The organism is Pseudomonas sp. 3B-A001-10F (genome assembly GCF_056313565.1).
This window is the reverse complement of the sequence record NZ_JBQYFW010000019.1, coordinates 90,468-113,346: the sequence shown is the minus strand read 5'-3', so window position 1 is coordinate 113,346 and position 22,879 is coordinate 90,468. Positions and strand designations below refer to the sequence as shown.

Genomic DNA, 22,879 nt, shown 5'->3' with positions numbered 1-22,879 from the left:
GGCGCTTTGGGTAGAAGGGGCGGGACGAGAAGTCTCCCACGGTCTGTACTGGTCAGAGTCAGAATCGAGTCTGTAGTCCCGCCCACCCCTTCAAGTCTAAACATACAAGCGAGCCTGCTCGCGAAGGGGCCGTGTCAGTCGGCATCATTGCTCAATGACACACCGTCTTCGCGAGCAGGCTCGCTCCCACAGGGGATTTGTAGTGATGGCTAGATTTCGATCAAGGCACCCAGTTCGCGTTCCAGCTCCTGCGGGTCACCCAGGTTGAACTCAATCAAGCGCCGCAGGCGTTCGATGGACTCCAGGCTGATGTGCTTGCAGACGAAGCCGAGCTGGCCATGGTCGTCGTGGGTCAGTTGCACCTCCATCTTGATGCCGACCTCATCGTTGAGATGAATATCGACCAGAAAATGCCGCTCCCGATCACCTAGCCACGGCTCGGGTTTATCGATCAACAGACCCTTGAGCGACAGATCAATCAATTTGACCGGCCAGATGTACTCGCCCTGACTCAATTCAGTCTTGGCATCGAACGCGATACGTTTGAAGCGGCGACGCTCAGCTGGGTGCTGGCTCATGGCGCAATCCTCACGAAGGTTTGCTGACTATAGACCCGACCAGTCGGTCGCAGCCAATCGTTAAGGCGTCTAGACCAACGTCGGGGTATGGCCTTTGGCGCCGTAAGCGCTAAACTCGGGGTGGCTGTCTTTCTTGTCCACCCTGGCTGGAATAATAAAATGAAAAATAATAATAGCCTGCTACGCCACTTACCCTGGCTAGTGCTGGCAATCGTAGGAGCGTGCGCCCTTGGCGTAGTGGCATTGCGCCGCGGCGAGGCAATCAACGCCTTGTGGATTGTGGTCGCCGCTGTGGCCATTTATCTGGTTGCGTACCGTTACTACAGTCTGTTCATCGCCAACAATGTGATGCAACTGGACCCGCGTCGGGCCACCCCCGCCGTGCTCAACAATGATGGTCTGGACTATGTGCCGACCAACAAACACATTCTTTTCGGTCACCACTTCGCCGCGATCGCGGGCGCCGGACCTTTGGTCGGCCCGGTGCTGGCCGCGCAGATGGGCTACTTGCCCGGCACGCTTTGGCTGATTGCCGGCGTGGTGCTGGCGGGCGCGGTGCAGGACTTCATGGTGTTGTTCATGTCGACCCGGCGCAACGGCCGTTCTCTGGGCGACATGGTGCGTGAAGAAATGGGCCGCGTGCCCGGCACCATCGCCCTGTTCGGCTGCTTCCTGATCATGATCATCATCCTCGCGGTGCTGGCGCTGATCGTGGTTAAAGCATTGGCCGAGAGCCCGTGGGGCATCTTCACCGTAATGGCGACCATCCCGATCGCGATGTTCATGGGCATTTACATGCGCTACATCCGCCCGGGCCGCATCGGCGAAATCTCCGTGGTCGGCGTGTTGCTGTTGCTCGGGTCGATCTGGCTCGGTGGTCAGATCGCCGCTGATCCGGTGTGGGCCAAGGCCTTCACCTTCACCGGCGTGCAGATTACCTGGATGCTGGTCGGTTACGGTTTCGTCGCTGCATCGCTGCCGGTTTGGCTGATTCTGGCACCGCGCGACTACCTGTCGACGTTCCTGAAAATCGGCACCATCGTCGCCCTGGCGATCGGTATTCTGATCACCATGCCCGAGCTGAAAATGCCGGCGCTGACCCAGTTCGTCGACGGCACTGGCCCGGTGTGGAAGGGCGGTCTGTTCCCGTTCCTGTTCATCACCATCGCCTGCGGCGCGGTATCGGGTTTCCACGCACTGATTTCTTCGGGCACCACGCCGAAGCTGCTGGATAACGAAACCAACGCTCGCTACATCGGCTACGGCGGCATGTTGATGGAATCGTTCGTGGCAATCATGGCCATGGTTGCCGCGTCGGTGATCGAGCCTGGCGTGTACTTCGCCATGAACAGCCCTGCTGCTGTAGTCGGCAGTGATGTCGCATCGGTTGCGCAAGTGGTTTCCAGCTGGGGCTTCGCGATCACGCCGGAAGCGCTGCAAGCCGTGGCGCATGACATTGGTGAAACCACCATCCTGGCCCGTGCCGGTGGTGCGCCGACCCTGGCGGTCGGTATCGCGCAGATCCTGCACAGTGTCCTGCCGGGTGAAAACACCATGGCGTTCTGGTACCACTTCGCGATCCTGTTTGAAGCGCTGTTCATCCTGACGGCTGTGGACGCCGGCACCCGTGCCGGGCGTTTCATGCTGCAGGATCTACTCGGTTCCTTCGTTCCGGCGCTGAAGCGCACCGAATCGTGGACCGCCAACCTGATCGCCACCGCCGGTTGTGTGGCGATGTGGGGCTGGTTGCTCTACCAAGGCGTGATCGATCCACTGGGCGGCATCAATACCTTGTGGCCATTGTTCGGTATCTCCAACCAGATGCTGGCCGGTATCGCGCTGATGCTCGGCACCGTGGTGCTGATCAAGATGAAGCGCCAGCGCTACATCTGGGTCACTCTGCTGCCGGCTACCTGGCTGCTGATCTGCACCACGACCGCCGGTTTCATCAAGCTGTTCGACGCCAACCCGGCGATCGGCTTCCTGTCGCTGGCCAAGAAATACAGCGATGCGCTGGCCAACGGTCAGGTGCTGGCACCGGCAAAAAGCGTCGAGCAGATGCAGCACGTGATCTTCAACGCTTACACCAACGCAACGCTCACCGCGCTGTTCCTGTTCGTGGTCTTCAGCATCCTGTTCTATGCGCTCAAGGTCGGCATCGCCGCCTGGGGCAAGAAAGAGCGTACGGATAAAGAATCGCCATTCCAGGCCCTGCCGGATGCGTAACCAGAGGATTGCACCATGTTCAATGACCTGAGTCGCCTCGGTAAATACCTCGGTCAGGCCGCGCGCCTGATGGTCGGCATGCCCGACTACGACACCTACGTCGAGCATATGCAAACCAAGCACCCGGACAAGCCGGTGATGAGCTACGAGATGTTCTTTCGCGAACGTCAGGAGGCGCGTTACGGTGGCAAGGGTGGGCCGAAGTGCTGTTGAGCTGACAGCGCAAAGTTGAGGTAATCCCTGTGGGAGCGAGCCTGCTCGCGAATACGGATTGTCAGTTGATGAATGATTTGACTGACACACCGCTTTCGCGAGCAGGCTCGCTCCCACATTTGTTTTTGTGTTGTTCATTCATTTGAAGGAGATCGAGTTTTGTCCTCTCCCATCCCGGTCACGGTACTCAGCGGTTTCCTCGGCGCTGGCAAGACCACTTTGCTGCGCCATATCCTCAAAGCCGAGCACGGCCTGAAAATCGCCGTGATCGAAAACGAATTCAGCGACGCTGGCATCGACACTCAGTTGCTCGGTGATGAGCCGGTGCAAGTCATGACCCTGGCCAACGGCTGCGTGTGCTGCACCATTCACACAGACCTGACCAAAGCGCTGTACCTGCTGCTTGAACGGCTGGACAGCGGTGAGATCGCGTTCGATCGTCTGGTCATCGAGTGCACCGGCCTGGCCGATCCGGCACCCGTGGCGCAGACCTTTTTCATCGATGAGGAATTGCGCGAGCGCTACCTGCTCGACGGCATCATCACCCTGGTCGATGCCGCCCACTCCGACGTACACCTGAGCCAGACCATCGCCCAGGCGCAGATCGGCTTTGCCGACCGCTTGCTGGTGAGCAAAACCGATCTGGTCGATGAGGCTACGTTCAACGCACTGAGCGAGCGCCTGACACGGATCAACCGCCGGGCGCCGATTCGTGTGGTCGAGCACGGCACCATTGATCTGGCAGAACTTCTTGATGTGCGCGGCTTCAACCTCAACGCCGATCTCGGCGGCGGATTGAGCCTGCGCCCGGTGAGCAAGGCGCCGTCGATTGATCGCATTTCCAGTCTGGTATTGCGCACCGATCAGCCGCTGGATATCGATCAGCTCAGCGAGTTCATGAATGAATTGCTCGAAGAACACGGCAAGCAATTGCTGCGTTACAAAGGTGTGCTGAACATCGCGGGTGAGGATCGGCGCCTGGTGTTTCAGGGGGTGTTGAAGCTTTATGGTTTTGACTGGGATACCGAATGGGCCGAGGGTGAGGCGCGGGAAAGTGTGATTGTGTTTATTGCCGATGATTTGCCGGAAGAGAAGATTCGGGCGGGGTTTGCCAGAGTGGCTTCTGCCTGATGGATCTTGGTTGTCAGTGATGGCCTCTTCGCGAGCAAGCTCGCTCCCACAGGAGACCGTATTCTGTCCAAAGAAATGCGGTCAACTGTGGGAGCGAGCCTGCTCGCGAAGGCGATCTAACCGACAGCACAATGCTCAAGGTCTGAACCGAGCAGTGCCTGTTCAAGAAGATCCAAATGCCGATTCATCAGCATCCCGGCCTTGGAAGCATCGCCTCGCTCCACTGCTTCCACCAACGCCAAATGCTCCTTCCAAGCGCAACAGCTATGCGTCTGCTCCTCACTTCGCGCAATCGCCAGTGACGTCAGCGGCACCAGACTGCCAAGAAAATGCGCCAGTGGTGCATTCCCCGCCATTTGCGCCAATTGCAGATGAAACTCCCCGGACAAGCGAATCGCCGCACCCCGCCGATCCTGCTCGACCGCTTGACGTTCGCGCTCGATCAGCGTGCGAAGGTGCTTCAAATCGTCTGCCTGCGGACGCTGACAGGCCAGACGCACCAGCGTGCTCTCGGTCAGCCGCCGCGCATGCAGGGCCTGCCGCGTTTGTTCCCGATCAGGTGCCGCCACCCGCGGCCGGTGATTGGCGCGCAAGACTATGACGTGCTCATGGGACAGTTGGGTCAGCACCCGGCGCACGTCGGCGCGACTGGCGCCGAACATCTCTTTCAAACTGTCCTCGGTAAAACGGCTGGCCGAATCGATGCGCTGTTCCAGAATCGCATCGAACAGTCGCGGATACAGATCCTCCGCCGGTGTGCGCAGGCACGAGAAGGGCAGGGGCGACGTGGTCTGGCGAGTGTGCGACGCTGCAGCGAAACTGTTCATGGCCTGTCTCCAGTTGGGGTCAGCGACTCAAGTTGTCTTCGGGAATATTCAGCTCAATCCCCATCCGCTGGCCTTCGCGCAAAATGTGCCGACGCATTTCGGCGCTGGCCTGGGCGCTATTCTTGCTGCGGATCGCGCGGACCACCGCTTCGTTTTCTTCCAGTCGCTCGGCCAGATGTTCCGGAGAATTACGCAGCACCTCGGCGCTTTGCTTGAGGGCGTTGCTGGTTTGCTGCACCACACTCTGGAAGATCGGATTCGAGGTCAGGGTGAACAGCTCTTCGTGAAAGGCGATGTAGGCGCTGACCCCGGCCTCGCTGTCGCCGGCCTCGAGGGCTTCGCGCATGTCCATCAGGGTCAGGCGCAACTGGCCGACTTCCTTGCTGCTGATCGATTGTGCGACCAGACCGACAATGAACGGCTCAAGGGTGTAGCGCAGTTGCAGCACGTCTTCGAGGCTGGCACCGGCGACTGCACTGTCATGGCTTTGGCTGTCGCTGAGTTGCGCGTCGAGTACGACTACGCCTTTGCCTGGCATCGAGCGTACGAGGCCAAGGGTTTCCAGAACGATCACCGCTTCGCGCAGGCTCGGGCGGCTGATGCCCAGTTGTTCGGCCAGTTCGCGCTGACCCGGCAGCATGTCGCCGGAGCGCCACTGGCCACGGGCCAATGCGGCGCGGAGTTTTTCTACGACTGAGTTGACGACGGTTGATGTGGTTATCAAGGGTCTTGCTCCATTTGCCTGGGGGAGATAGCCGCAAACTCAAGATCAAAAGATCGCAGCCTGCGGCAGCTCCTACAGGGGTTAAATCAGAACTCCTGCTGGTGCGCCGGAGTCGCTGTTTTACGCGGCTGAAAGGTGTAGCCCTGCTGGCCGCTCAGTACTTTGTTGGCTCGCTGTACATCAATGTCTTTTTCCCAACGGGCGATCGCCACCGTGGCGACACAATTGCCGATCAGGTTGGTCAACGCGCGGCCGATGCCCATGAACCAGTCCACCGCCAACACCAACACCAGACCGACCACCGGAATAGCCGGGATCGCGGTCAGCGTCGCTGCGAGAATCACCAGTGCCGAACCGGGAATCCCGTGGGCTCCTTTCGAGGTGATCAGCGACACCAGTAGAATCGTCAGCAAGTCAGTCATCGCCAATGGTGTGCCGGTGGCGTTGGCAATGAATACGATGGCCAAAGTCAGGTAGATCGAGAAACCATCGAGGTTGAACGAGTAGCCGGTCGGAATCACCAGACCCACGGTCGAGCTGCCAATGCCGAGGTGTTCGAGTTTGCGCATGATCTGTGGCAGCACGGCGTCGGACGATGCCGTGCCCATGACGATCAGCAGTTCTTCACGCAGATACTTCAGCAGCGGCCACATGCGCAGGCCGGAAGCACGCATCACCAGACCGAGAATCACGCTGACGAATGCGATGCAGGTCAGGTAGAACAAACCGACCAGACTGCCCAGGTGTTGCAGGGAATCAAGGCCATATTTGCTGGTAGTAAAGGCGATGGCGCCGAACACGCCGATCGGTGCCAGACGCACGATCATGCCCATGATCCGGAAGATCACATGGCTGAGTTCGTTGATCAGTCGGGAAATCCCGGAGGCCGCTTCACCGACCAGATTCAACGCGCTGCCGAACAGCACCGAAAACAGCAGAACTTGCAGGATGTTGTTGTCGGCGAAGGCGCCGATCACCGAGGTTGGGATCAGGTCCATCAGGAACTGCGTGGTGGTGTGCATGTGCTGGCTGCGTTCGGCGAGATCGCCCATGTCGGCCGCAGACAGTTGCTCAAGATGGATATTCGCGCCGCTGCCGATGCCGGTGCTGAAGGCGAAGACCAGGCCGATCACCAAAGCGATGGTGGTCAGCACTTCAAAGTAGATCACTGACTTGAGGCCGATGCGCCCGACCTTCTTCAGATCGCCGGCACCGCTGATGCCGCTGACTACCACGCAGAACACGATCAGGCCGATGAGCATCTTGATCAGTTTGATGAAGCCGTCGCCGAGCGGTTTGAGCTGGGCCGAGTATTCAGGAAGGGTCAGCCCGCAGACGATGCCGAGCATCAGTCCGAGAACCACTTGGAGGAAGATTGAGCGCGAGCACCATCTGAGCATGGGAGGAATCCTGGTCGGTGTCCTGGCTGCCGTGCGCGTGGCGCATCAGATTCAGGACTTAATTATTGTGGTCTTACCGGTATGTCCAGTGCGGGTGCAGTCTACGCTCGGTTTTTTCGCGATGACAAGTGAAAATATCAAAATTGGCATGACCGGTCTGACCAGTGGCCATAGCCGCGTAGGAGCTGCCGAAGGCTGCGATCTTTTAATCTTGTTTTTAAGATCCAGATCAAAGGATCGCAGCCTTCGGCAGCTCCTGCACGGGAAATCAGGGGCGAAAAAAAACCGGCCAATCGCTTGGCCGGTTTTTCATGTTGCGGGTTTAACGTCGCAATTAAGCGCCGTATACCGGCAGTTTCTTGCAGATGGCTTTGACTTTCTCACGAACGGCGTCGATCACCGCTTCGTTGTTCAGGTCAGCCAGGATGTCGCAGATCCAGCCGGCCAGCTCTTTGCACTCGGTTTGCTTGAAACCGCGAGTGGTCACAGCCGGAGTACCGAAGCGCAGGCCGGAAGTAACGAACGGCGATCGTGGATCGTTTGGCACGGAGTTCTTGTTCACGGTGATGAACGCTTTGCCCAGAGCGGCGTCGGCGTCTTTACCGGAGATGTCCTGCTTGATCAGCGACAGCAGGAACAGGTGGTTCTTGGTACCGCCCGAAACTACGTCGAAACCGCGCTCGATGAACACTTCGGCCATGGCCTGGGCGTTCAGCACCACTTGTTCCTGGTAGGCCTTGAACTCAGGCTGCAGCGCTTCCTTGAAGCAGATCGCTTTAGCGGCGATCACGTGCTCCAGCGGGCCACCCTGGGCGCCCGGGAATACCGCGGAGTTCAGCTTCTTCTCGATCTCGGCGTTGGCGCGAGCCAGGATCAGGCCGCCACGTGGACCGCGCAGGGTCTTGTGCGTGGTGGTGGTCACGACGTCAGCGAAAGGCACCGGGTTCGGGTAGACGCCAGCGGCAACCAGACCGGCTACGTGAGCCATGTCGACGAACAGGTAAGCACCGACTTTGTCCGCGATGGCGCGGAAGCGTGGGAAGTCGAGAATCTGCGAGTAGGCAGAGAAACCGGCCACGATCATTTTCGGCTTGTGCTCAACCGCCAGACGCTCGACTTCGTCGTAGTCGATCAGGCCGTTGGCGTCGATGCCGTACTGTACGGCGTTGTACAGCTTGCCGGAGGAGGAAACGCTGGCGCCGTGGGTCAGGTGACCACCGTGGGCCAGGCTCATGCCCAGAATGGTGTCGCCACCTTGCAGCAGGGCCAGGTAAACAGCGGCGTTGGCTTGCGAACCGGCGTGCGGCTGAACGTTGGCGTAATCGGCGCCGAACAGTTCCTTGGCGCGGTCGATGGCCAGTTGCTCAACAACGTCAACGTACTCGCAACCACCGTAGTAACGCTTGCCTGGGTAGCCTTCAGCGTACTTGTTGGTCAGGACCGAGCCTTGAGCTTCCATCACCGCTGGGCTGGTGTAGTTTTCCGAAGCGATCAGCTCAATGTGTTCTTCCTGGCGCTGAGCTTCTTGCTCCATGGCGGCAAAAAGGTCGGCGTCGTACTTGGCAATAGTCAAATCACGGCTGAACATGGCGGTCCTCAAGGATCGGGGGCAGAAAAGGGGGGCATTCTAACCCAATGGGTTTTGGATGGCATATGAAACGACATCATGTCGCAGACAAGTGGCGTTCATGACAGATGTGCGGTGCTTTTGAAGGCCTCTTCGCGAGCAGGCTCGCTCCCAAAGTAACCGGGGTGCTCTTGCGATTTCCTGACCGACATCAATCCCTTGTGGGAGCGAGCCTGCTCGCGAATGCCGCGCCGCAGGACTTCAGTCGAACATGAACAGTGCATCATTACTGAACTGCGCCTCAAACCGCCCCGCCGGCATCGGCCGCCCGAACAGATAGCCCTGAACCTCATCGCAGCCATGCTCACGCAAGAAGTCCAGCTGTTCATGGGTTTCCACGCCCTCGGCGATCACCGCCAGATTCAGGCTATGCGCCATGGCGATGATCGCCCGGGCGATCTGCGCGTCCTGCTCACCGGACGGCAAACCATCGACAAAGGTGCGGTCAATCTTCAACACGTCGATCGGGAATTGCTTGAGGTAGTTCAGCGATGAGTAACCGGTGCCGAAGTCGTCGACCGCAATGCTCAGGCCAAGGTTTTTCAGCCCGGCGAGAATCTGCATCGCTTCGCTGACTTCGCGCATCAGGATACTTTCGGTCAGCTCCAGCTCCAGACACGCCGGTGGCAGGCCGGTTTCACGCAGGATTGTGGCGATCCGCGTGCCGAGTTGGCCATCGGAAAATTGCCGCGCCGAGATGTTCACCGACACCTTCGGCACACGCACACGATTCTGGTGCCAGGTCTTCAGCTGACGGCACGCCTCGCTGATCACCCAGTCGCCGACGTCAACCACCAGACCCAGCTCTTCCAGCACCGGAATGAAATCCCCCGGCGGCACCAGGCCACGGCGCGGATGGCGCCAGCGCAACAGCGCTTCGGCGCCGGTCAGGCGTTTGCCGTCACCGCTGAATTGCGGTTGGTAATACAGGACGAATTCGTTCTGCTCCAGCGCGTGGCGCAAGTCGCTTTCCAGCTCCAGACGCTCCAGCGCACTGGCGTTCATGTCGGCCTGATAGAACTGGAAGTTGTTCTTGCCGCGCTCCTTGGCGTGGTACATCGCGGTGTCGGCGTTCTTCATCAACTGGCTGAGTTCGTTGCCGTCCTGCGGACTCAGGGCAATGCCGATACTGGCCGTGACAAAGAACTCGCGACCTTCGAGCACGAATGGCCGCACCAGGCTGCCAAGGATCTGCTCGGCCACATGAATCGCCCGGTTCAGCGCCAGTTCGCGGCTGGAGCGATGTTGCAGCAGCAAAGTAAATTCGTCGCCGCCCATGCGCGCCACGGTGTCGTCATCGTCGACGCAGGCCAGCAGGCGCGTGGCCATGTCTTTCAACATGCGGTCGCCAGCGGCGTGACCGAGGGAGTCGTTGATCGGTTTGAAACGGTCGAGGTCGAGGAACATCAGCACCACCCACGATTTCTGCCGTTCGGCCGATTGCAGCGCGGTGTGCAGACGATCCTGGAACAGCGTGCGGTTCGGCAAGTGGGTCAGGGCGTCGTAGTAGGCGAGGCGGTGAATCCGCTGCTCGCTGGCCTTGCGTTCGCTGATATCGCTGAAGAAGCACACGTAACTGGCCAGATCGCCTTCGTCGTCGAGCACCGCGGTGATGCCGACCCACGCCGGGTAATGCTCGCCATTACGGCGCTTGAGCCAGACTTCACCTTCCCATGTGCTGTGTTGATGCAATTGTTTGAGCACGTAGCGCAGGTGCGCGTCCTGTTGCTCATCAACGGTGAGCATGTTCGGCAATTGGTCGAGCACTTCGCTCACCGCGTAACCGCTGACGCGACTAAAGGCTTCGTTGGCTTGCACGATGTAACCGGCCGGGTCGGTGATCAGGATCGCCGAGGTCGAGTGTTCGAAAACCGTGGCGGCCATGCGCAGGTCTTTCTCGGCGCGGCGCTGCTGACTGATGTCGCGACCGACACCGAGCACGCCTTCAAACGCACCATGTTCATCCCACACCAGCACCAGACGCAGCTCGATCGGGATCTTGCGGCCATCGGCGCGCAGGCAGTCGAACAGGAACAATTGCGTCTGTACCTGGTTGCGCAACACCGCCAGTTGCTCGGGTTTGTCCAGCGCCTTGCTGACGCGATCCATCAGCGTGTAGATGCCGCTCAGTTGTTGCGGGTTGGCGATGGTCGATTGCCAGCCGTTCTGGAAAATCCACTCGGCGTCATAACCCAGCACCGCCTGCACCGACGGGCTGACGTAGTTCAGCGAGAGCTTGCTGTCGGTGGAGAAAATCACGTCGCTGATGCTTTCGGCAAGCATGCGGTAGCGCTGCTCGCTGTCGCGCAGGGATTCGCTGGCTTCGATCTGTTCGGTGATGTCCTTGGCCACGCCGATGATCCGCGTGACCTGATCGTGTTTGTCCCGTGCCAGTGCCTGTTCGCGAATATCGAAACGCCGCCATTTGCCGTCGCGATGGCGGAAACGCAACTGGCACTGGAGCAACTGACTGTAACCGGCGTGGCGCTGCATCTGCCGCGAGCGATGGTAGTAGTCGGCATCTTCCGGGTGCAGGAGGATCTCCCAGAAATACTCACCCATCTGGTGCAATTCAGTGCGGTTGTAGCCGAGGGTCTGACCGAGGTGGTGGTTGCTGAAAATCATCCGCTGGCTGATCACGTCCTGCACATACAGATGATCCGGCACGGTGCGCACCACGTCTGACCAGAAGCCTTCACGTTCGAGCAGCGACAGTTCGATCAGCTTGCGGCTGGTGATGTCGTTGATGCTGAGGATCACCGCTTTGTAGTCGTGCTGCTCGGTCGGCAGACGCAACACCATCCACAGGTGCTGGTCGCGGCCGTTGATGTCCGGCAGTTTGATTTCCAGTTCCAGCTGCTTTTGTTGCTGCAACACGGCGTCGAGCACTTGATTGCCGATGGCGCACTGGCGGTGCGGATGGCCGTCGATCAACAGTTGCCAGGCGTGCTCGCAGGAATTGACGTTGAGCAATTGCAGCGCAACCTGATTGACCTCGGTGACGCGCAATTCCTGCAACAGTTGCTGGCGTTGCGCCGGTTGGTCGAGCCAGGCCTTGAGCTGGTCGCTGGTCTGGATCTGCGCCTTGTCGAAGACCTGCTTCAGGCCGGACAGGTCCAGCACACAGAGGGCCACGCCAGTGCCTTCGAAGATGTCCTGATAACGCCGGCGACCCTCATGCAACTGGCGCTGGCGCCGGCGCATGTTGAGCAGGGCAATCACCGGCAACATCGAGAACGCCAGGCCCAGCAGGCATTTGCCGATGAACGCCGGCAGCAGTTCTTCGAGCACGCGCTGGCGGTCAAACAGACCACGCAACTGCCAGTCGCTGCTGCTCAGCGGCACGGTCAACACCGTGTTGGCCATGTCGTCCGGACTCAAGACGCCGGCCTTGGCCGAGGGCTGCGCTTCGTCACGGCTGATGATCTGATGATTGAGGCGGTTTTCCACCAGCCACAACGGGCGGATGCCGGTTTCGCCCTGTTTGGTCAGCGAGTCGAAGAACGTCGGCGTCAGGCGCAATGCCCAATAACCGCGCGTGCTGCCGCTGGCCTGATGCAATAACAGATGCACCACAGAACCGTCGTCGGCGTTGCTGAAGTAATGCGCCTGTGCACGGCTGCGGCGTACCAGCTCGGTGAGGTAGCTGGCGTCGTGGCTGTTGTCGTCACTGTCGCTGATGATTTTGCCGGAAGGGGTGAGCAGGGCCAGGCTGCGCAGGTCAGGCAAGGATTGCTGGAGCTTGCGCAATAGCACCTGCTGTTCGTCGGCTGATTGCGGTTGTTCGACGATCGGTAGCAGATTGAGAGCGATTTGCGCGTTCAGCGCCATGTTCAGGCTGACCTGCGCGGCGAGGTCGGCGGTGTAATCGATGGTGTACTGACGCTGGTTTTTCTGGGTTTCGCGCAGTTGATCGAGCAGTTGCCAGAACAGCAACGCCAGCAATAAAAGCACGAGCGTCGCCAGCGCACCCTTTAATGTACCGCGCAGGGACGAGCCGGGCGCCGGTGGGGTGCTGCTCACAGAAGCTGGCGGAGTGACGTTGGACAAGCTGTGATCCTGCGATTTGGCTGGACTGGCGCGACGTGCACTATAAGCCGGACGCCCAAAGGGCGGCTAGCATGCCTTGAGTCGTGGCGAAGTGCCAGCCCTGCGCGGCTGGACTGCCTTTCATCATTCAGGTAGCTTTGCCGGTTACGCGGGAGCCCAGACACTGTTAAAACTACTGCGCTCGGAAATACTGCGTTGAAAACAGGCTCGGACTGCTCATTTACAACCCGTAAACTCCGCGTCCTCGCCTGTTTTCGCCTTGTCTTTCCTTCGCTCGTTACGTTTTAACAGCGTCTGGTCCAGCTCCTAGACTCAGACTTTTTCAGCGCGCACGCATTGATAACCATCAAGTGAACGACGCGCATGGTCTGGCCGGGCTTCGCCTGCGCTGCAATCATTCATCTGTCACTGACCCAAGGTTCTCCATGGCTCAATACGTCTTCACCATGCATCGGCTGGGCAAAGTTGTTCCGCCGAAGCGGGAAATTCTCAAAAACATTTCGCTGTCGTTCTTCCCCGGCGCCAAGATCGGTGTACTCGGCCTTAACGGTTCGGGTAAGTCCACGCTGCTGAAAATCATGGCTGGCGTCGACACCGAGTTCGAGGGCGAAGCCCGTCCGATGCCGGACCTGAACATCGGTTATCTGCCGCAAGAGCCACAACTTGATCCGACCAAGACCGTGCGTGAAGTGGTCGAGGAAGCGGTCAGCGTGATCAAGGATGCGCAAGCGCGTCTGGACGAGGTCTACGCCGCTTACGCCGATCCGGATGCCGACTTCGACAAGCTGGCCGCCGAGCAAGCCAAACTCGAAGCGATCCTGCAGGCCAGCGATGGTCACAACCTTGAGCGTCAACTGGAAGTCGCCGCCGATGCGCTGCGTCTGCCGGCCTGGGACGCCAAAGTAGAACACCTGTCCGGCGGTGAAAAGCGTCGTGTGGCCCTGTGCCGTCTGCTGCTGTCCGCGCCGGACATGCTGCTGCTCGACGAACCGACCAACCACTTGGACGCCGACTCGGTGGCGTGGCTGGAGCACTTCCTCCACGACTTCCCGGGCACTGTGGTAGCGATCACGCACGACCGTTACTTCCTCGATAACGTCGCTGGCTGGATTCTCGAACTCGACCGCGGCGCGGGCATTCCATACGAAGGCAACTACTCCGGTTGGCTTGAAGCCAAGTCCGATCGTCTGGCCGCTGAATCCAAGCAGCAGTCGGCGCACGAAAAAGCCATGAAAGAAGAACTGGAGTGGGTGCGCAAAGGCGCGAAAGCCCGCCAGTCGAAATCCAAGGCGCGTCTGCAACGCTTCGAAGAAATGCAATCGCAGGAATTCCAGAAACGCAGCGAAACCAACGAGATCTACATCCCGGCCGGTCCGCGCCTGGGCGACAAGGTCATCGAATTCAAGAACGTCACCAAGGGCTACGGCGATCGCGTGCTGATCGACAACCTGTCATTCTCGATGCCGAAAGGCGCCATTGTCGGCGTAATCGGCGGTAACGGTGCCGGTAAGTCGACCCTGTTCCGCATGCTGATGGGCAAGGAACAACCGGATTCGGGCAGCATCGAAGTCGGTGAAACCGTGCAACTGGCCTGCGTTGACCAGAGCCGTGATGACCTGGATGGCAGCAAGACTGTATTCCAGCAAATCTCCGACGGTTCCGACCAGATCCGCATCGGCAACTACGAGATCCCGTCGCGTACCTACGTCGGTCGTTTCAACTTCAAGGGCGGCGATCAGCAGAAGTTCGTCAAGGACCTGTCCGGTGGTGAGCGCGGTCGTCTGCACCTGGCGCTGACTCTGAAGGAGGGCGGCAACGTCCTGCTGCTCGACGAACCGTCCAACGACCTCGACGTGGAAACCCTGCGTTCGCTGGAAGAAGCCCTGCTGGACTTCCCGGGCGCTGCCATTGTGATCTCTCACGATCGCTGGTTCCTGGACCGTGTGGCGACGCACATCCTGGCGTACGAAGATGACTCGCAAGCGGTGTTCTTCGAAGGCAACTACACCGAGTACGAAGCGGATCGTAAAAAGCGTCTCGGCGAAGCGGCTGCTCAGCCACACCGGGTACGTCACAAGAAACTGGCCTGATATCGGGTTGGTTGCATAAAAGAACGGAGCCTTCGGGCTCCGTTTTTTTTGCCTGGTTTTTTTCAGCGGGATCGAGGTGTGGCCATCGCGAGCAGGCTCACTCCTACATTTGAAATGCGTTCCCCTGTAGGAGTGAGCCTGCTCGCGATAGCTGTATAACTGGTGGTGCATTTCTTGAACCCAGACTCCCCATTCAGGTGCAAAACTGGGCAAAAAACAGCCTGATTTATATCCTGTGCACCATTTAATTTCATAACTGCGACATTTTGCTCTGTTCCTGTGCGCAATTCGTTTGTTACAGTCCGGCCCAATCTCCTCCAACGACAATAAATTTGCCGAGACTTTTCCCATGATCGAATCCGTCGAATCCTTCCTCGCTCGCCTGAAAAAACGCGACCCGGATCAACCCGAATTCCACCAGGCCGTCGAAGAAGTCCTGCGCAGTTTGTGGCCGTTTCTCGAAGCCAATCCGCATTACCTGACCTCGGGGATTCTGGAGCGCATCTGCGAGCCGGAGCGCGCGGTGATGTTTCGCGTGTCGTGGGTCGACGATCAGGGCAAAGTCCAGGTCAATCGCGGGTTCCGCATCCAGATGAACAGCGCCATCGGCCCGTACAAGGGTGGCCTGCGTTTCCATCCGTCGGTGAACATGGGCGTGCTGAAATTCCTCGCCTTCGAACAGACCTTCAAAAACTCCCTGACCTCGCTGCCAATGGGCGGCGGCAAGGGCGGCTCCGACTTCGATCCGAAGGGCAAGAGCGACGCTGAAGTCATGCGTTTCTGCCAAGCGTTCATGAGCGAGTTGTACCGCCACATCGGCGCCGACGTTGACGTGCCGGCCGGTGACATCGGTGTCGGTGCGCGCGAGATCGGTTTCCTGTTTGGCCAGTACAAGCGCCTGAGCAACCAGTTCACCAGTGTGCTGACCGGCAAAGGCATGACCTACGGCGGCAGCCTGATTCGTCCGGAAGCCACCGGTTTCGGCTGCGTATATTTCGCTGAAGAAATGCTCAAGCTTCGCGGGCAGACCGTCGAAGGCAAGCGTGTGGCGATCTCCGGTTCCGGCAACGTCGCGCAATACGCGGCGCGCAAGGTGATGGACCTGGGCGGCAAGGTGATTTCCCTGTCCGACTCCGAAGGCACGTTGTATTGCGAAGCCGGGTTGAGTGAAGAGCAGTGGCTGGCGCTGCTGGAGCTGAAAAATGTTAAGCGCGGACGCATCAGCGAGCTGGCGGCAGCGTTCGGTCTGGAATTCCGCGCGGGTCAGCTGCCGTGGTCGTTGCCGTGCGACATCGCGCTGCCGTGCGCTACGCAGAACGAACTCGACGCCGAAGCCTCGCGCACACTGCTGCGCAATGGCTGCGTCTGCGTAGCTGAGGGCGCGAACATGCCAACCACGCTCGAGGCTGTGGATATCTTCATCGAGGCCGGGATTCTGTTCGCGCCGGGCAAAGCGTCCAACGCTGGCGGCGTGGCAGTGAGCGGTCTGGAGATGTCGCAGAACGCCATGCGCTTGCTGTGGACGGCAGGTGAGGTGGACAGCAAGCTGCACGCGATCATGCAGTCGATCCACCACGCTTGTGTGCACTACGGCGAAGAGAACGGGCGGATCAACTACGTCAAAGGCGCGAACATCGCCGGCTTCGTCAAAGTCGCCGACGCAATGCTCGCGCAGGGCGTGGTTTAAGCCGGTTCGATACGGATCACTTCAATCACTTGATCGCCGGCGGGGCGCTGCCACAGCACCTCGTCATTGAGCTGCGCACCGAGCAGCGCCCGGCCCAAGGGTGAGCCCCAATTGATCAGGCCTTTGCTGGCATCGGCCTGATCTTCGCCGACCAGTTGCACCCGCCGTTCGGTGTCGTGTTCGTCGGCGTAGGTCACCCAACTGCCGATCTGCACTTTGTCGGTGGAGGTCGCGGCAACCGCGACTTGTGCGCTGCTCAGGCGTTGATTGAAATACCGCAAATCCCTTTCGAGATCCGCCAGACGCTGCGTGTCAGCCTGCTCCCCTTTGGCCGATTGTTCGGCATGCAAGGTTTGCAGTTCGGCGACCTTCTCCTGCAGCTGCGCGAGCCCTTGAGCAGTGACGTAGTTGGGCTGCGTGCTGACCTGCCGTTCTACCGGCTGATCGGCTTGCGCGGCGGCGTTGTCTTCGTTGACGAATGCGCGACTCATGGTGTCCTCCTCGTATGAGGTTTGGGCCATGTTCGCAGGCATTTGGTTTCACTGGATGTCTGGAAACGACCTATTGCGAGCGATAGGCCCGCCCGGCGTCCTGATCTTTCTGTTGCTGCCAGGCGCGCTCGCGTTCGTCCCAATGTTGATTGCGATACTGTTCGCGGTCCTTGTTTTCCAACATTGCCTGACACTGGCGGAAGCCGTCGGTCCAGCCTTCGGCGTATTGCTTGTCCTTCAGATAGCGGGGAACGTTCTTGCGAAACTCGCCGCTGATCGAACCCGCCGCCTGACGACCGCTGACACAACCGTCATCGAAGCCGTCGGCGAAGGCCGGTGGATAACCCTTGGCGATCAGATCTTCATGGGTGGTCTGGCAACCGCCCAGTAACAGCACAACACCCAGCAAACCCGCACACCGCCACATCGCACTCTCCCGCGCCGGTTCTCCGGCCTATGGGGAAAGTCTAGAAGCTGATTCATGAGGCGGCTGTCGAAGCCCCGTGAAAAATCCATTAACACCACAAATCACCTGTGGGAGCGAGCGTGCTCGCGAAGGCTTCGTGTCAGGCAACTCTGATATCGACTGACCCACCGCTTTCGCGAGCAAGCTCGCTCCCACATTGGTTTTGTGCTGTGTTCGGGATCAGTAGTGATACCACTTCACTTCAAGCATGACTTCCGTTTCCGGGGTGGCGAGATGGCTGAACTCACGCTGCGCACTCAGACGTAAACCGAGGTTGCGCGACAACTCCCACTGCTGATTCAGGCTCAGGCTACGGCGCACTTCGCCATTGAAGAAGTAATCGCCTTTAGCCTCCAGACTGAGATTGCCCAACGGGTTTTTCCACAACACGCCGGTATTGAAACCGCCGGCTGGCGAGACGAACTCGGCGAAATCATTGTTGTGTTCAACGCGCACGGTGCCGAGGGCAAAACCCAGCACATCATCCCCCAGCGCCCACGTCCCGCCGCCGCCACCATTGACGTGGCTGACCAGCGTCTCGTCATCGTGCTTGCCCGGTACGCGCTCAAGACCGCCAGTGACTTGCCACGACAGCGGCTGCAGCAGCTCATTGCGCGGTGTCAGCGAACGAATGGTCGCCAGATCCAGTTGCTGAAACTGCCAGTGATTGCCTTCGTACTGGCGCAACTTCATCTGCAGGATCTCGATCTGCGCGCCGAGCGGGAAACTCTCGGCGTTGTCGTTGAGATCGTGATAGGCCATGCGCAAGCCGTACTCACCGAACGCACGGTCGCCACGGGTGCCGAGACCGGCCTGCCAGGTGCGCGATTCGTGGCCGTCTTCGGGCAAGCCCGGTTGCGGGATGTCCAGTTCGGGGGCGGGGTTCTTGTTGATCGCCCGCAGCAATTCAAAACTGCGCTGCGCTCGTTGTGGATCGCGTTCCTGGCCGTTGGCGCGGTAGCGCTCCAGACGATATGCCGCGTCGATGATCAACGCTTGACGGTCGCGGGGCAGGGCTTTGAACGCCGGATCCTGCAACTGCTGTTGATCGGCGCTGACGTTCAGCACCCATTGCTGTTCGTCACTGTTCAAAGGCTCGGCACGGCTGAGCAATTCGCGCTCGCGGGACGGGCGGTATTCGATACTTTCCACCAGCCCGGCTTCCTTCACCGCTTTGACGGTGTCGGTGGGAATCGCGGTCAATGGGAATTGTTCGGTCAGACGCAGGCTCGGGCGTGCCACCTGCAGCAACTCAAGCAGACGATACGAGCAGTTTTCGTCGAAGAAGAAATAGTCGAACTGGATCTGCTTCAACTCCCACACATGCTCGACCATGCGCGCGGTTTCTTCCTGGGTCAGGTTCAGTCGGTATTCCCACAGATCGCGGTTTTCCAGGCTGCGGTATTCCGAGAGTTTTTCCTGATAGGGCACCAACGCGAACAACCCGGGATAGCCGCCCATCAAACCTTTCCAGGCGTACAGAATGCTGTTGTCCGAACCTTCGATGTAGGCGCCGAAGTTGATCGCGTAACTGAGCAGCGAGGTCTTGTCGGCCTGCACATCGGCTTGATCGATGCGCAGCAGGGTGTGGCCGAACATCGATGACGGACTGTTCAAATAAGCCGCCGGGAAGATCATCACCGCGCTGTGCGGCGACACGTCCTTGAACCACTTTTTGTATTCGGCGCATGCCGGCGCTGGCAGATCGCTGAGATTGAGCTGCGCTTTCAGCCAGCGGGTGCGCGCCGGATAAACACATTGCGCGTGTTGCTCGCCGAGGCTGGCCGGGGCGTACAGCGCTTGCACGGTGGCCGCCAGTTCGTGGTCGGGATGCTCATTGCCATCGGGCGCGAGAAAGAATTTCTTGTCGCTGACATAGCTGCGCCAGCCGCCAAGCTTGGCGGTTTCGTAGTGACCGAGGGAAATCCAGAAGCGGTCGTTGGCCAGTTGCTGCAAACGTTGAGGGTCGATGGTTGGCGCGGCGGACAGCGGGGCGCAGACACAGAGCGCCAGCCAGGCAAGGCGTTTGAGCATAGTCGGCAACTTGAACAGGAAAGAAATAAAGACCCAATGAGGGCGGGCCGAAAAAACAAAACCCGCTTCCCGAAGGAAGCGGGTGGGGTCGAGCTTAAGCTTGAGTCGCGTACTTGGCCAGACGAGGATCCGATTTCAGTACGGCCAGGGTGTTGGTATGCACGTCTTCAGCGGTCACGTCAGCCTTGCTGAAGATCTGCTGGAAGTGCTCGTGAGTCACAGCAGCGAAGTGCGCACGGTCTTCCGGCGCCACGCCCAGTACCACGGCATAAGTCGTCAGCGCTTCGCCGTTGCCTTTGGCCATGTCTTCGGACAGCTCGTTCATCATGCCATTCATGGCAAACCAGGATTTGCCGCCGTAGGTCAGCGATGCGTTGGTCGAGCAGCCGTTGGTGCCGGACGTCATCCCGAAGGTGGCGTTACCGGACGTGCCGTTGGTGGTGGAAGCGAGGAAGTGTGCCGGGGTGCCACGCTGACCTTCGAACAGCATGTTGCCCCAACCGCAATCCGGGCCGCCTGGAGCTTGCGCCATTGCGTTGATGGATACAGCGGTGAAGAGAGTACCGAGAAGAATCCGTTTCATAGCTTTTTTCTCTTTGTGTGCATACCAATGGACAGGGTTCTGACACCTGACGGTGCCAGTGGGCCAGTATTAGTTCCAGCCGCGCAGTTTGGAGTTTAGGCACGTTCCTGGGGTTCCGTGAGTTTTTACAAAAGATTTGGCGATAACCCCGATTTCACGGGTGCCGGGGCAGGAGCGGGCGGTTGTCTATGCTTTGTCACATGGCGCGCCTTGCCAGTGGGGCACAGGCAGCGCCAGAATGCCGCTATCTGCCCCGCCTGATTGTTAAGGAAGCCCGATGCCTGATCCTGTTGCTGCCAGCTTGCGTCTCGCGCCCGAAGCGCTGACCCGTCCGTTTTCCGCTGAACAGTTCAGCTTCACTACCACCAATGATCTGGAGCCCTTTCGCGGTGTGCTCGGCCAGGAACGCGCGGTCGAAGCCTTGCAGTTCGGTGTGGCCATGCCACGCCCCGGTTACAACGTATTCGTCATGGGCGAGCCCGGCACTGGCCGTTTCTCGTTCGTCAAACGCTACCTGAAGGCCGAAGGCAAGCGCCTGCAGACCCCGGCGGACTGGGTCTACGTCAATAACTTCGATGAGCCGCGCGAGCCGCGTGCGCTGGAACTGCCTTCGGGCACTGCCGGCGCGTTTATCGGTGACATCAACGGTTTGATCGACAACTTGCTGGCGACGTTTCCAGCGGTGTTCGAGCACCCGTCCTATCAGCAAAAGAAAAGCGCCATCGACCGCGCGTTCAACCAGCGCTACGACAAGGCCCTCGACATCATCGAGCGCCTGGCCTTGGAAAAAGACGTTGCCCTGTATCGCGACAGCAGCAACATCGCCTTCACGCCGATGCTCGACGGCAAGGCACTGGACGAAGCGGAATTTGCCCAGTTGCCGGAAGCTGATCGTGAGCGTTTTCACGATGACATTTCCGGCCTCGAAGAGCGCCTGAACGAAGAACTCGCCAGCCTGCCGCAATGGAAACGTGAGTCGAACAATCAACTGCGTTCGCTCAACGAAGAAACCATTACCTTGGCGCTGCAGCCGTTGCTGTCGCCGTTGTCGGAGAAGTACGCCGAGAACGCTGCGGTCTGCGGTTACCTGCAAGCCATGCAGGTCTATCTGCTGAAAACCGTGGTCGAGCAACTGGTCGACGACAGCAAGACCGACGCCGTCGCACGCAAACTGCTGGAAGAGCAATACGCACCGAGCCTGGTGGTCGGTCATCCGCTCAGCGGCGGTGCGCCAGTCGTTTTCGAGCCGCACCCGACGTACGAAAACCTCTTCGGTCGCATCGAATACACCACTGATCAGGGGGCGCTTTACACCACTTATCGCCAGTTGCGTCCGGGTGCCTTGCACCGCGCCAACGGCGGCTTCCTGATCCTTGAAGCGGAAAAAATGCTCAGCGAGCCGTTTGTGTGGGATGCGCTGAAACGCGCACTGCAATCGCGCAAGCTGAAAATGGAATCGCCGCTGGGCGAGATGGGCCGTTTCGCTACCGTGACGCTCAACCCGCAGCACATTCCGTTGCAGGTCAAAGTCATCATCATCGGTGCGCGGTCGCTGTACTACACGTTGCAAGACCTTGATCCGGACTTCCAGGAGATGTTCCGCGTCCTCGTGGATTTCGACGAAGACATCCCGATGGTCGACGAGAGCCTGGAGCAATTCGCCCAGTTGTTGAAAACCCGTACTTCGGAAGAAGGCATGGCGCCGCTGACCGCTGATGCGGTAGCGCGTCTGGCGACCTACAGCGCACGTTTGGCCGAGCACCAAGGGCGTTTGTCGGCGCGCATTGGTGATCTGTTCCAACTGGTCAGCGAAGCGGATTTCATCCGTCACCTGGCCGGCGATGAAATGACCGATGCCGGGCATATCGAACGTGCCTTGAAAGCCAAGGCCACGCGCACCGGTCGTGTGTCGGCGCGGATTCTCGACGACATGCTCGCCGGGATCATCCTGATCGACACCGATGGCGCGGCGGTCGGCAAGTGCAACGGTCTGACCGTGCTCGAGGTCGGCGACTCGGCGTTCGGTGTACCGGCGCGGATTTCCGCCACGGTTTACCCGGGTGGCAGCGGCATCGTCGACATCGAGCGTGAGGTCAACCTCGGCCAGCCGATTCACTCCAAAGGTGTGATGATCCTCACCGGGTATCTGGGCAGCCGTTATGCCCAGGAATTCCCGCTGGCGATTTCCGCGAGCATCGCGCTGGAGCAGTCGTACGGTTACGTCGATGGCGACAGTGCGTCGCTGGGCGAGGCGTGCACGCTGATTTCGGCGTTGTCGAAAACCCCGCTCAAGCAGTGCTTTGCGATCACTGGTTCGATCAACCAGTTCGGCGAAGTGCAGGCGGTGGGCGGGGTCAACGAGAAGATCGAAGGCTTCTTCCGACTCTGCGAAGCGCGCGGGCTGACTGGCGAGCAGGGCGCAATCATTCCACAGGCCAACGTGGCCACGCTGATGCTTGATGAGAAAGTGTTGGCGGCGGTGCGTGCCGGGCAGTTCCACGTGTACGCGGTGCGCCAGGCCGACGAGGCGTTGAGCTTGCTGGTGGGTGAACCGGCCGGTGAACCGAATGCCGACGGCGAATTCCCGGAAGGCAGCATCAACGCACGGGTGGTCGAGCGCTTGCGCGACATCGCCGAGATGATCAGCGAAGAAGACCTCAAGGAAGCCGAGAAGGAGTTGGCCCAAGAAGCGCTGGCCGAAGCCAAACCGGCTTAACAGTCTTAAAGCGAACCCTGTGGGAGCGAGCTTGCT

At 59.5% G+C, this 22,879-nt stretch carries 16 protein-coding genes; 6 read left to right on the top strand and 10 right to left on the bottom strand.

Annotation, left to right across the window (positions count from 1 at the left end):
• Positions 1-209 precede the first annotated feature (209 nt).
• On the bottom strand, positions 210-578 hold the full coding sequence (locus AC0ZWN_RS18340; protein WP_186623974.1) for a PilZ domain-containing protein: 369 nt from the start codon (positions 576-578) through the stop codon (positions 210-212).
• 159 nt (positions 579-737) lie between these two features.
• Here AC0ZWN_RS18340 and AC0ZWN_RS18335 point away from each other — a divergent pair, with 159 nt between their 5' ends.
• The 3 genes from AC0ZWN_RS18335 to yjiA all read left to right on the top strand — a co-directional run bounded on the left by AC0ZWN_RS18335 (position 738) and on the right by yjiA (position 4,148).
• On the top strand, positions 738-2,804 hold the full coding sequence (locus AC0ZWN_RS18335; protein WP_095121699.1) for a carbon starvation CstA family protein: 2,067 nt from the start codon (positions 738-740) through the stop codon (positions 2,802-2,804).
• Between the two features lie 15 nt (positions 2,805-2,819).
• Positions 2,820-3,017, top strand: a complete 198-nt coding sequence (locus tag AC0ZWN_RS18330; protein WP_003228401.1) for a YbdD/YjiX family protein — start codon at positions 2,820-2,822, stop codon at positions 3,015-3,017.
• 159 nt (positions 3,018-3,176) lie between these two features.
• Complete coding sequence (gene yjiA / locus AC0ZWN_RS18325; protein WP_476335996.1) at positions 3,177-4,148, top strand: GTPase; 972 nt, start codon at positions 3,177-3,179, stop codon at positions 4,146-4,148.
• A 116-nt stretch (positions 4,149-4,264) separates the two neighbouring features.
• Here yjiA and AC0ZWN_RS18320 read toward each other — a convergent pair whose 3' ends face one another.
• The 5 genes from AC0ZWN_RS18320 to morA all read right to left on the bottom strand — a co-directional run bounded on the left by AC0ZWN_RS18320 (position 4,265) and on the right by morA (position 12,776).
• The gene (locus tag AC0ZWN_RS18320) at positions 4,265-4,975 is read right to left on the bottom strand and encodes a GntR family transcriptional regulator (protein ID WP_476335995.1); all 711 of its coding nucleotides are present in this window, start codon (positions 4,973-4,975) and stop codon (positions 4,265-4,267) included.
• Positions 4,976-4,994: 19 nt separating this feature from the next.
• The gene (locus AC0ZWN_RS18315) at positions 4,995-5,699 is read right to left on the bottom strand and encodes a FadR/GntR family transcriptional regulator (RefSeq protein ID WP_034153832.1); all 705 of its coding nucleotides are present in this window, start codon (positions 5,697-5,699) and stop codon (positions 4,995-4,997) included.
• 86 nt (positions 5,700-5,785) lie between these two features.
• Positions 5,786-7,099: a C4-dicarboxylate transporter DctA gene (locus AC0ZWN_RS18310; protein ID WP_007909782.1), complete on the bottom strand. Its 1,314-nt coding sequence runs from the start codon at positions 7,097-7,099 to the stop codon at positions 5,786-5,788.
• Positions 7,100-7,433: 334 nt separating this feature from the next.
• A complete protein-coding gene (glyA, locus tag AC0ZWN_RS18305) occupies positions 7,434-8,687 on the bottom strand; it encodes a serine hydroxymethyltransferase (protein ID WP_095125462.1) in 1,254 nt (417 codons plus the stop codon).
• 240 nt (positions 8,688-8,927) lie between these two features.
• Complete coding sequence (morA, locus tag AC0ZWN_RS18300; protein WP_093434777.1) at positions 8,928-12,776, bottom strand: cyclic di-GMP receptor MorA; 3,849 nt, start codon at positions 12,774-12,776, stop codon at positions 8,928-8,930.
• 425 nt (positions 12,777-13,201) lie between these two features.
• Here morA and ettA point away from each other — a divergent pair, with 425 nt between their 5' ends.
• Both ettA and gdhA read left to right on the top strand, forming a co-directional pair.
• On the top strand, positions 13,202-14,866 hold the full coding sequence (gene ettA / locus AC0ZWN_RS18295) for an energy-dependent translational throttle protein EttA (protein WP_099757230.1): 1,665 nt from the start codon (positions 13,202-13,204) through the stop codon (positions 14,864-14,866).
• A gap of 349 nt (positions 14,867-15,215) precedes the next feature.
• Complete coding sequence (gene gdhA, locus AC0ZWN_RS18290) at positions 15,216-16,553, top strand: NADP-specific glutamate dehydrogenase (protein ID WP_476335993.1); 1,338 nt, start codon at positions 15,216-15,218, stop codon at positions 16,551-16,553.
• Here the strand turns inward: gdhA and AC0ZWN_RS18285 are convergent.
• From AC0ZWN_RS18285 to AC0ZWN_RS18270, 4 genes are all read right to left on the bottom strand, one after another.
• Positions 16,550-17,044, bottom strand: coding sequence for a GreA/GreB family elongation factor (locus tag AC0ZWN_RS18285; protein WP_476335992.1), 495 nt, complete (start codon positions 17,042-17,044; stop codon positions 16,550-16,552). The two genes, gdhA and AC0ZWN_RS18285, sit on opposite strands and share 4 nt — an antisense overlap.
• Before the next feature lie 70 nt (positions 17,045-17,114).
• Entirely contained in the window at positions 17,115-17,471 is a 357-nt protein-coding gene (locus AC0ZWN_RS18280) for a hypothetical protein (protein WP_476335991.1), read from the bottom strand.
• 219 nt (positions 17,472-17,690) lie between these two features.
• Positions 17,691-19,544 carry an Lnb N-terminal periplasmic domain-containing protein gene (locus AC0ZWN_RS18275; protein ID WP_476335989.1) on the bottom strand — a complete coding sequence of 618 codons (1,854 nt, stop codon included), beginning with the start codon at positions 19,542-19,544 and terminating at the stop codon, positions 17,691-17,693.
• Between the two features lie 94 nt (positions 19,545-19,638).
• A complete protein-coding gene (locus AC0ZWN_RS18270; RefSeq protein WP_007909797.1) occupies positions 19,639-20,127 on the bottom strand; it encodes a DUF3015 domain-containing protein in 489 nt (162 codons plus the stop codon).
• Between the two features lie 277 nt (positions 20,128-20,404).
• Here AC0ZWN_RS18270 and AC0ZWN_RS18265 point away from each other — a divergent pair, with 277 nt between their 5' ends.
• Positions 20,405-22,843, top strand: coding sequence for a Lon protease family protein (locus AC0ZWN_RS18265; RefSeq protein WP_016986197.1), 2,439 nt, complete (start codon positions 20,405-20,407; stop codon positions 22,841-22,843).
• The last annotated feature ends 36 nt before the right edge of the window (positions 22,844-22,879 follow it).